The sequence below is a fragment of the Streptomyces sp. CLV115 genome (assembly GCF_038448545.1).
GTDB lineage: Bacteria > Actinomycetota > Actinomycetes > Streptomycetales > Streptomycetaceae > Streptomyces > Streptomyces sanglieri.
This window is the reverse complement of the sequence record NZ_JBCEWQ010000002.1, coordinates 164,054-173,309: the sequence shown is the minus strand read 5'-3', so window position 1 is coordinate 173,309 and position 9,256 is coordinate 164,054. Positions and strand designations below refer to the sequence as shown.

The window sequence follows — 9,256 nt, the reverse complement described above, 5'->3', positions numbered from 1 at the left end:
GCACATCCTGCACTGGTCGACCTGGCGCCGACGACGACAACACCAGGCCCGCATCAGTCACTACAAACGGCGCGGGCACAGCCCCTGACCTGGCCATCAGTCACGGCAAGCACCGTTGCAGTACTAGCGGCCGAGGGCCCGTCGCACGGTCAGGTTGTGGTACTTCCGCAGCCGGTACAGTTCCCAGCACGACAACACCGTCACCGACACCGGGGCGCCGAGCAGGAACACAATCCGGGCAAGGACCGGAACCTCGGCGTTCTCGTTGTTGATCACGTCCAGGGCGGCCATCACCCACACCAGCAAGGTGGCGAGGATCGGCGGCAGCACCTCGTGGATGTCGGCGGTGCGGAACACGTGCATGAGGCAGAGCGCGATTCCGTACAGGACGAAGCCCAACGACCAGGCGCAGAGGGTGATGAGGACGACCGTGCCAGGGATCCCGATGGCGTCGCGGAAGCCGGCGGTCTCCCGGTCGGGGGCGACAGCCAGGGGGAACGTGGCCATGGAGCCCATCAGAGCCGCCACCGACCCGAAGGACTTCAGGGACCGACGCAGGTAGAGCCCGCGCAGCGCACCCCGTGCGGCGAACGCGAACACGGCGATCACGAACGGGAAGGCGCACACAAGGACGAGTGTGCTGATCCAGCTCTGATCGAACTTGTCGCCCGCGACGGTCTCGACGCCCTTGGCTGTGTCGACGGGCTTGTACGACATGACCAGCACGAGCCAGGCGGCGGCCCCGATCCCGGTCCGCCACATCTGGATCTTGCGCACCGTCAGGTCCTCGACGGCACCCGGACGCGAAGGGCGGAAGGCCCGCTGGGCCGCGTAGAACGGGTTGTAGACGCACTTGAGTATCCGCTGACTTCGCGTCAGCGGCGGTCGGGGCGGGCGCGGGAACGGCGGCTGCGGGCCACCGCCGTGCGGCTGCGGCGGGTATGGGCCCCAGCCCTGCGGATGCCCCGGGTACCCCTGCGGCGGCACCGGCACGGGCTGCGGCGGACAGGGCCCCCCGGCAGGACCGCCGGGGTAGGGGTGGTGTCCGGCCCCGGGGTAGGGCTGATGGCCGGGACCTGGGCTCGGCGGTCCGCCGGGGCCGGGTCCGCCCGTCGGACCCCGATAACCATTGCCGTACGTACTCATGCGGTGCACCCCCGAGGTTCTGGTCCATGCCGCGAGCGGCACGGGCCGACCCGCCCGCTCAGCGTGCGGCGTGATCCTACCCATCGCAGAGGCCGAGAAGTGCACGTTCCGGGACCGGGCCGGGCACCTGGGGCACGACAGGGAGCGGCAACGTTCCTCCGGCGGTCCTGATCTCGCTACCGCCCCGTCCCTGGACCTGGACGAGCGCTCCCGAACTGAAGAACGCGGCGACCGTGAGGAGCGTCAAGAACCGGCTTCGCACACGACAGTGAGCAGCGCGTTCCGTGTGCTTTCAGCAGCTCGCCGACGCGCGCCTTCAGGAGAGCGAGGTCGGTCTGCGGGGCGGCGGGACGGCCCGGAGCAGCTCCCACAAGGGGCGTGTGCCGGCCGCCCACGTACCGAGGGTGTCACGGTCGACGACGTGGAGGCGCTGCTGTTTCGCGAAGGTGACGGCCGGGGCCGTGACGCGGCCGTTGGTGACGATCACCGCGATGTCGGCACCGTGCACTGGGCGGGCGGTGCCGTTGAGGACCTGGAGGTCCGGGGTGCCGACGGCGGAGCCGGCGAGGCCGTTGCGGCGGTGTTTGCACTGGATGACCCAGAGTCGTCCGTAGGGATCGGTGGCCTTCACGTCGGCGCCCAGGTCGCCGGCGCCTCCGACACGCACCGCGTCCTGGCAGCCGTCACGGCGCATCAGCTCCCGGACCGCGTCCTCGAACCGGGCATGGTGCAGGCTGTCCAGTTGTGTCAGCCCGTAGCGCAGGCCCCGCGTACGGACCGCATCCCACCGGGCCTGCTGCTGCTTGCGGTGGAGCCAGACACCGCCGCCCAGCACGGCCAGGACCCCGATGGCGACCAGGACCCACCAGTGAGCCAGCAGCCAGTTGACCACGGCCACCATTACGGCGGCGGCCAGAACCGCGACCGCGAGGAACCCCACCAGCCGGTCATCCGCACGCTGCCGTCTGCCGCGCCCACGGGTACGCCGCCGTACCGGGGAGCGCCTGGCCGTCGCGGGCCGGCGCCTGCGGGGGCTCACCGGCTGGCCTGTGTCACGCCGCTGGCGACCTGTCCCAGGAAGCTCAGGATGGCCTGGCCCACCGGGGTCGGAGCCAGCAGGACCCCGAGCGCCAGGACGATGACGACGGTCATCTTCTCGTCGAAGCGGCTGCGGGCCTCGGTACGCCGGCGCAGCCGGAGGACGACTACGACTACGAGCAGCACAGCTGCATTGATGGTCAGCAACCGCCCAGACCTCCCGCACGACCGGCAGATACCCGGATGAGGCCACTGTGCCGCCCCGCCTTCCTGTGTAGCGGGGCCACGGTGATGTTGGAGGCGGGATGCACATAAATGGCACAAAGCCATTAGGCCCTGGCCGAATACCGTACGGAAGATCAGTCGTCGATGCGCACGCACGTACGAAACTCCGGGGCGCCGCCATCGTTTCCGGTCGGGGCGCAGCGGGCGGCGGTGGCACCGGGTGAACCGGTTCGTTCCGGCTCAGCAGAACGAACCACCATCCCCTGCGTACGCGCGCCACCCGGCGCGGGCCGCGAGAGCGCCGGACGGATGGCGCGTGAAGCGTGTTCAGATCCCGAGGAGGCGCCACAGCCGACGTCAAGAAGCGCCGGCGGATCGCGAAACGGTTCCAGCGGGGCGAGGCCCATCCGGGCCTCGTGCAGGCCGGACAACTACTCGGCTTTCGAGCGGCTCATCGGTGGTGAGTCCCGTTGGAAAGGTGGGGGCTCTCCCCAACGGGACACCATCACTCCCGACCGGCCCTCACTTCGTCGCGCACTGCGCGAACTGACCGAATCGCAGCGATCACTTTCTGGGAGAGCGCGGGCACCTGGTCGAAGAGGTGTCCCACAACAGTGAAACCCCCAACCACCGCAGCGGTTCCCACGGTCACCCAACCCGCCAGTTCCATGTAGCTCCCTTCAGAGAGGGTTCGGCGAAGGCACCGAGACACCCGCCCCGGCCCCCTTACCAGGGCGCGCTCACCTCGGAGTCACCTTTTCGACGCCGGTCCCTCTTGACGAACTACACGATCTGTCAGGCGACTTGAGTGTACCTGCCCTTCTGCCCCAGCCGATGAGTCATGGCTACCGCGCGGTGATGCCGGAGGCGGGTCGCCGGCGAACGACACGAAGCCATTGGGAGCTGGCCGAGTACCGCGCGGCAGGTCGGTCGTCGACGTGCACGGTCACGTACAGGCCCCCGGAGCACCACATGCTCCGCCGGGGCCACCGAGTCGGCCACGGCAACAGGCGCGAACCCGCAGACCGCAGATCCACCGGAGTTCGGACCGGCAGCCCTCGGACACGACTGCGGCAGTCGTCCTCCCAAGCCCCGTGATCTCGGAGACCACTCCGACCGCGTGGAGCCCGCCGTCGACCCGGTCCACCAGATACGGGCCGTGTCCCACCAGCATCGCGGCTGCATCGCGCGTTCGCGCATACTCCTCGGACTGGACACAGACCTTCCGGACGAGCTCGTGCTCGACCACGCGCACGACCACGCTGCGCGGGAACTGCTCGACACCGGCGGCAACCCACGCCCGGTGGCTGCGCTCCAGCTCTTCATCGACGATGCGTAGTACCGCGTCATCCCGTTCGATCACGACCGGAGCATCACGTGGAACGTCGCCTCGCCGCCATGGGGTTCCCTCACCAGGCTCTCTCACATGGAGGACCGCGAACCGGTCTGTGCTGACCATCGCCGACCGTCACGAAGCATTCGCGGCAGCCGAAGAGGCCGGGCCGGATCGGCGAACCGCACGAAGACTGTGGAAGCCCTGCGCTACTCGTCCGCGACGGCGAGCCCGTAGCCCGCTTCTTCGACTGCGGCGCCCACCTCTGCGGTGTCGAGCTCCTTGTCGCTGGTGACCGAGACCCTGCCGGTCTCGACGTCCACCGTCACGGCGGTGACGCCGGCGATGCCCTCGATCTCCTCGGTCACGAAGGCCGCGCAGTGTCCGCAGGCCATGCCGGTGACGGTGTAGCTGCTCCGGGTCATTCCGACACTTCCTTCCCGTCGACGGCGGGGAGGGTACGGGTGAGCATGTGCGCTTCGCGCATCCGCCCGTCGGCGGCGAACCGTCCGAAGAAACAGACCTCGATCGCGAGGTACCTGCCGCGCCGCTGGACGTGCAGGGTGTAGCGGGCGGCGATCCGGTCACCGTTCGCGACGGCCTCGTGCACCTCTGTCCGGTTGCCGGGCCGGGTCTTGCGCACCGGGCGGGTGTGCGCGATGAGCTTGTCGCGGTCCATCCGATGCCCGTCGGCAACCTGGACGATGTCCGGGGTGTGGTACCGGTCGCAGATCAGGGCCGGATCCTCGTCGCTCTGCACCAACTCCTCATGGAAAGACATGAAGAAGTCGGCGATGAACTGCTTCGGGTCGGTGTCGGCAAGTGGACGCATGGGGCTCCTGCCAGTGAGCACAGACGATCTCTTACACGTTGTAAGATATGCGTGGCCCATCAACTTTGACAAGGTGTAAGAGATGTCCGTGCCCCCGGATCGCAACCGTCGCGCCGATGCCCGCCGCAGCAAGGCCGCCATCCTGGATGCCGCCGTCCGGATCCTCGACGTCCAGCCCGACGCCGGCATGGAAGCAATTGCCACTGCCGCGGGCGTGACCCGCCAGACCGTCTACGCCCACTTCCGTTCGCGACAGCAGTTGCTGCTGGCGATCGTCGACCGGATCACCGAGGAGACCGTCGCCGCGATGGATGCCGCCGACCTCCATACCGGACCGGCCGCTGACGCTCTGCTACGCCTGCTCGACGCCGGCAGGCAAACGGCCCGTCGTTACCCCGTACTGCTGCAGAAGATCAGCACACTGCCGGTCAGCCCGCAGCTCGACCACGACCGGCACACTTCTGTCGCCGACCGAATCGGACCGGTGATTCGGCGTGGCCAGAAATCCGGAGAGTTCGATGACCGGCTCCCACCCGACTGGCTGGTCACCGTCATCGTCAAGCTCGCCCACAGCGCGAGTGAGGAACAGGAGGCCGGCCGGATGTCCAGTCAGGAGGCGGAGCACGCGCTTCGCACCAGCGTGCTCCGCATGCTCGGCGCGGCCACAGAAGACTGACAGCCCGCCCTGGCCCCCGTACGAGCACATCGAGCTCCTCACGCCCCCATGGCGTGGGTGCCCTGACCGGGGACGGCGCTCCCGGGATGCCCCTGCGACCGTCCACGGCTTCGTACGCATCCGCGTAGTTCTCGTCCTCTCGCTCGACGTGGCTCCACCTGCCGGTCGGTCACGGTCTTCGCCAGTCCTGCATCATTTCGGTTCAGCCTCTCCTCAGCGATGTGGAAGGTGACCGCGGGGCTGTCGGCGGCCTGGCGGGCACAGTGTCCTTCGTCGCCAGCGTGGTGCCCGACCAGCAGAGCCGGTAAAGGTCGACCTCGGTCAACAGATCGCGGCCGGACCGGTAGAACTCGCAACGGACGCCGGGTGGCCGAGGTACGAAACGGGCATGGTCGGGCGGATAGGGGTAGGCGTGGGCCGGCAGCAAAGCGGCGATTTCGGTACGCGGGCGACCGACGGTCAGCTCGTCGAACCGGGACGGCGGCAGCACGCTGGTTGTCAACTGCCAGGCCAGGTAGACGGCCGAGGGTACGAAGAAGGCGGCTGCCACGACAGGGGCCGCGAAGGCGGCGACGGAGCGACGGTGGGCGGCGTTCCGTACGGAGGCGAGCCGTTTCACGGACTCCGGTACGACGGTGTCCGTGGCCGGGGCCCGGCGCGCGGCCCCGGCGTGCAGCCTGCGGAGTACGGGCGCCGCCCCCGGTCGCGATGTCGACGTTCCCGGGCAGGACGCGACCTGGTGCGGGAGGACCGCGGTGACGCGGAATCCGCCCTGGTACGGGCCGGCCCACAAGGAGCCGCCGAGGACCGTCACCCGCTCCCGAAGCCCCGTCAGGCCTCGGCCGCCGGCGCCGGCCGTCGGGCCTTCGGCCGCGAACGCCGGCCGGTCGGCCGGAGCAGCGGCGTTCACGACGCTCACGCGGGTACGGTCGGCCTCGTGTGAGATACGCACCCTGATCTCACCGTCCGGCGCGTGCTTCACCGCGTTGGTGAGTGACTCCTGCACCGCCCGGTACATGCCCCGTTGGACCAAGGGGGACAGTACGGGCATCGCCCCGTGCTGCTCCCAGCGCACCGGCACCCCGGAGGCGACCGCCCGCCCGAGTAGGTCCTCGACGGTGTCGGTGACGGGCAGACCCGCACCCGGTTCCGTTCCGGCCGGGTCGTGCAGAACTGCGACGGTCTCGCGCAGTTGCTCCACGGCGTCCGCGATCGTCCCGCGGAGCTCCGCGAGATCGGCGCGGTCGCGTTCGGTGAGGTCGGGAGAGAGTTCCAGTGCGCCGGCCCGCAGGGCGACCAGGCTCAGCGCATGACCGAGAGAGTCGTGCATGTCGGCCGCGATGTCCGCGCGTTCGGTCAGTCGCGCCCGCTCCGCAACCAGGTGCTGGCGCTCCTCCAGGCTTCGGGCCAGCCGCCAGCCCTCGCGCACCAGTTCGCGCCGGCCGCGCCAGTGCCGTCCGGCCAGCCAGGGCAGCAGGAGAGCGGCGGGCAGCACACCCAGCGCATAGAACCACCACACGGCCTCCGTCCGCAGAATCGCGCACGTCGCGAGATCGACGGCAAGGCAGCCGGCCAGCACCAGGAGCGGTCGTCGTGCAGCGGCGACCCGGGCCCCCAGCAGACAGCTCAGGGCGGCCAGCGAGAGGACATGGGCGTTGGCGGGGGTCGCGGGGTCGGCCATGCCCAGCGCGCACAGTCCGTTGACCAGGACGACCGCGGTCCCGGGCCGGCGGCGGGACAGCGGCACGGCCACCGCCAGGACGGCCAACGGGAGACACAGGTCCTCGACCGGCGAGGCCGCTGCGCCGGCGTCCCGGAACCCGTAGCCGGTGGCAGCGGCGAGTACGGCCCACAGGGCCACATCACCGCACACGAGTCGGACCGGGGGCATGTGTATGTATGGCATGGTGCGTCGACCGTCCTTCTGGTGCATGTCCTCACCTTTCCGGGTCGATTCTGTGGGACGGGCCCGGACGCCCGGTGGGAGAGCGGGCCCGGCGAGGGTCTCGTGCGGCCACCGGCGGCAGAGTCAGGCGTCCCGTCGACGCAGCACGTACAGGCCGATCAAGTGCGCGGTCGCGGCCCACCCCACCACGATCAGGACCGCCGTCACCGGCGGGTACGGGGCCTCGGTCCCGAGGCGCATGAAGTGGTTCCCGGCACCGTGCGGCAGACGATCGTTGACGTCCATGAGTGCCGGGCCTCCCAGTCCCAGGAGAATGCTCGGCAGTGCCCACAGGAGTGTGACGAGGATCGAGAGCGCGCCTGCCGGATGACGCGTGGCGAACGCCACCCCGACGCTCAGCACGGCGATCAACGCCTCGTAGAGGCCGACCGCGACAACCTGCAGGAGGCTCGGGCCGAGCGCGAACGTGGCCCGCCCGTCGAACCCCACCCAGGCAACCGCCGTACCCACGACGGCGAACGTGGTGCCGGCGACGAACGCGACCACGGCCACCACCAGCGCCTTCGCGCCCTGGACCCGATACCGGCGGGGCACCGACAGCAGGGAAGCCCGCACACTGCCCGTCGAGTACTCGGAGGTGACCGCGACCGTGGCCAGGACGACGACGGTGAACTGGACGAGGACGGCGGAGGAGGCCGCCGCGTTCACTGCAGGCTGCACCGGATGCTCGTTGATGCGGGCGATCGAGGCGTAGTAGTAGGTGAAGACACCGGTGATCGCAAGGCCCGCCAGAAGGCACAGATAGGGGCCTCGGACGGACCACAGTTTGGTCCACTCGGCGGCGACGGCCCCGGCGAAGCCGCCGGGCGTGTCCCGGCCAGGAGTGTCGGGGACGGCCCGTGGCGGGCCCGTTCGCCTGTCGGGTGCTGTCGGAACGGTCACGGTCGTCCCCCTTCGTTCGCAACCGCGGACGCGGTGGACGCGGCGGTCGTGTCCGTGGCGCTGCTGTCCGTCGTGTATTCGACGCTGCGTGCGGTCAGGTCCATGTACGCCTGCTCCAACGAGACCCGGACGTCGCTCAGTTGGTGCAATCGGATTCGGCAGTGGTGGGCCAGGTCGCCGATCTCGGCCGCGGTGCGGCCCACGACGGTGAGTTCACCGGACTCGGAGGCCTCGGTGGTCACCCCGTCGGCCGTCATGAGGCGGCGGACCAGCGTCGCCCTCTCCTCGGGGTCGGGCACCACGGCGCGAGCCGACGCGGGAGAGGCAGCGGCCAGGAACTCGGTCATGGAGGTGTCGCTCAGCAGCCGCCCGCGTCCGATGACGACGAGATGGTCGGCCGTCAGCTGCATCTCGCTCATCAGGTGGCTGGAGAGGAACACGGTGCGTCCCTCCGCCGCCTGCTCCCGGACGAGCCCGCGAATCCACCGCACACCGTCCGGGTCGAGGCCGTTGACCGGCTCGTCCAGGACGAGCACTGGCGGATCGCCGAGCAGGGCGCCCGCCACCCCGAGCCGCCCACTCATTCCGAGTGAGTACGTGCCCGCAGGCCGACGGGCCGCCTTGGCCAGGCCCACCCGCTCCAGCACCTCGTCCACACGGCGCAGCGGGATGCCGTTCGACCGGGCCTGAGTCACCAGGTGCGTGCGCCCGGAACGAGCCGGGTGGACGGCCCGGGCATCCAGCATCGCACCGACCGCGCGCAGTGGTCTGCGCAGATCCGCGTAGGGACGCCCGGCGATCAGGGCCTGCCCGCACGTGGGGCGGTCCAGGCCCAGGATCATGCGCATGGTGGTGGACTTCCCGGCCCCGTTGGGGCCGAGGAAGCCGGTCACGCGACCGGCCCGGACATCGAATGCCAGCTCGTCCACGGCGAGGGTGTCGCCGTAGCGTTTGGTCAGTCCTCGGAGGGTGATCACGCAATTCCTTCGTGTCGGATACGGACCGCGGAGTACAGCCGGCGAAAGGTGACGGGGGCGCAGATCGACGTGCGGCCGGCCCGGAGCGGCTGCCTCGTTTCCTGTACGGAAACGACGCTAGGAGTCCGCGGCGCCCACTCCCATCGGTCGAACGGCAGCGGCGCCCTGCCTTTCGTCAGGG

At 70.0% G+C, this 9,256-nt stretch carries 10 protein-coding genes; 1 reads left to right on the top strand and 9 read right to left on the bottom strand.

Features of this window, described 5'->3' with window-relative positions; genetic code table 11:
* Nucleotides 1-123 precede the first annotated feature (123 nt).
* The 6 genes from AADR41_RS01505 to AADR41_RS01480 form a co-directional block, all read right to left on the bottom strand.
* Nucleotides 124-777, bottom strand: a complete 654-nt coding sequence (locus AADR41_RS01505; protein WP_342279529.1) for a hypothetical protein — start codon at nucleotides 775-777, stop codon at nucleotides 124-126.
* Nucleotides 778-1,462: 685 nt separating this feature from the next.
* Nucleotides 1,463-2,086 carry a restriction endonuclease gene (locus tag AADR41_RS01500; protein ID WP_446750967.1) on the bottom strand — a complete coding sequence of 208 codons (624 nt, stop codon included), beginning with the start codon at nucleotides 2,084-2,086 and terminating at the stop codon, nucleotides 1,463-1,465.
* A 95-nt stretch (nucleotides 2,087-2,181) separates the two neighbouring features.
* Nucleotides 2,182-2,391, bottom strand: coding sequence for a hypothetical protein (locus AADR41_RS01495; RefSeq protein ID WP_342279528.1), 210 nt, complete (start codon nucleotides 2,389-2,391; stop codon nucleotides 2,182-2,184).
* Nucleotides 2,392-3,355: 964 nt separating this feature from the next.
* Nucleotides 3,356-3,868, bottom strand: a complete 513-nt coding sequence (locus AADR41_RS01490) for a YrhB domain-containing protein (protein ID WP_342279527.1) — start codon at nucleotides 3,866-3,868, stop codon at nucleotides 3,356-3,358.
* A gap of 83 nt (nucleotides 3,869-3,951) precedes the next feature.
* A complete protein-coding gene (locus tag AADR41_RS01485; RefSeq protein WP_342279526.1) occupies nucleotides 3,952-4,167 on the bottom strand; it encodes a heavy-metal-associated domain-containing protein in 216 nt (71 codons plus the stop codon).
* On the bottom strand, nucleotides 4,164-4,574 hold the full coding sequence (locus AADR41_RS01480) for a nuclear transport factor 2 family protein (protein WP_342279525.1): 411 nt from the start codon (nucleotides 4,572-4,574) through the stop codon (nucleotides 4,164-4,166). Before AADR41_RS01480 ends, AADR41_RS01485 begins: the two co-directional genes overlap by 4 nt.
* An 82-nt stretch (nucleotides 4,575-4,656) precedes the next feature.
* On the opposite strand from AADR41_RS01480, the gene AADR41_RS01475 reads away from it, so the two are divergent.
* On the top strand, nucleotides 4,657-5,250 hold the full coding sequence (locus AADR41_RS01475) for a TetR/AcrR family transcriptional regulator (protein ID WP_342279524.1): 594 nt from the start codon (nucleotides 4,657-4,659) through the stop codon (nucleotides 5,248-5,250).
* 202 nt (nucleotides 5,251-5,452) lie between these two features.
* On the opposite strand, the gene AADR41_RS01470 is transcribed toward AADR41_RS01475, so the two are convergent.
* From AADR41_RS01470 to AADR41_RS01460, 3 genes are all read right to left on the bottom strand, one after another.
* Nucleotides 5,453-7,156: a sensor histidine kinase gene (locus AADR41_RS01470; RefSeq protein ID WP_342279523.1), complete on the bottom strand. Its 1,704-nt coding sequence runs from the start codon at nucleotides 7,154-7,156 to the stop codon at nucleotides 5,453-5,455.
* A gap of 123 nt (nucleotides 7,157-7,279) precedes the next feature.
* Nucleotides 7,280-8,098 (bottom strand): ABC transporter permease, encoded by an 819-nt coding sequence (locus tag AADR41_RS01465; protein ID WP_342279522.1) that lies wholly within the window; start codon nucleotides 8,096-8,098, stop codon nucleotides 7,280-7,282.
* Nucleotides 8,095-9,075, bottom strand: a complete 981-nt coding sequence (locus AADR41_RS01460; RefSeq protein WP_342279521.1) for an ATP-binding cassette domain-containing protein — start codon at nucleotides 9,073-9,075, stop codon at nucleotides 8,095-8,097. The genes AADR41_RS01465 and AADR41_RS01460 overlap by 4 nt, the downstream gene beginning before the upstream one ends.
* Nucleotides 9,076-9,256: the final 181 nt, after the last annotated feature.

Bases quoted from the DNA above. Each gene is read 5' to 3' on its own strand.
- AADR41_RS01485 (WP_342279526.1), bottom strand. From the start codon at position 4,167: ATGACCCGGAGCAGCTACACCGTCACCGGCATGGCCTGCGGACACTGC.
- AADR41_RS01480 (WP_342279525.1), bottom strand. From the start codon at position 4,574: ATGCGTCCACTTGCCGACACCGACCCGAAGCAGTTCATCGCCGACTTC.
- AADR41_RS01475 (WP_342279524.1), top strand. From the start codon at position 4,657: ATGTCCGTGCCCCCGGATCGCAACCGTCGCGCCGATGCCCGCCGCAGC.
- AADR41_RS01490 (WP_342279527.1), bottom strand. From the start codon at position 3,868: ATGGTCAGCACAGACCGGTTCGCGGTCCTCCATGTGAGAGAGCCTGGT.
- AADR41_RS01470 (WP_342279523.1), bottom strand. From the start codon at position 7,156: ATGCCATACATACACATGCCCCCGGTCCGACTCGTGTGCGGTGATGTG.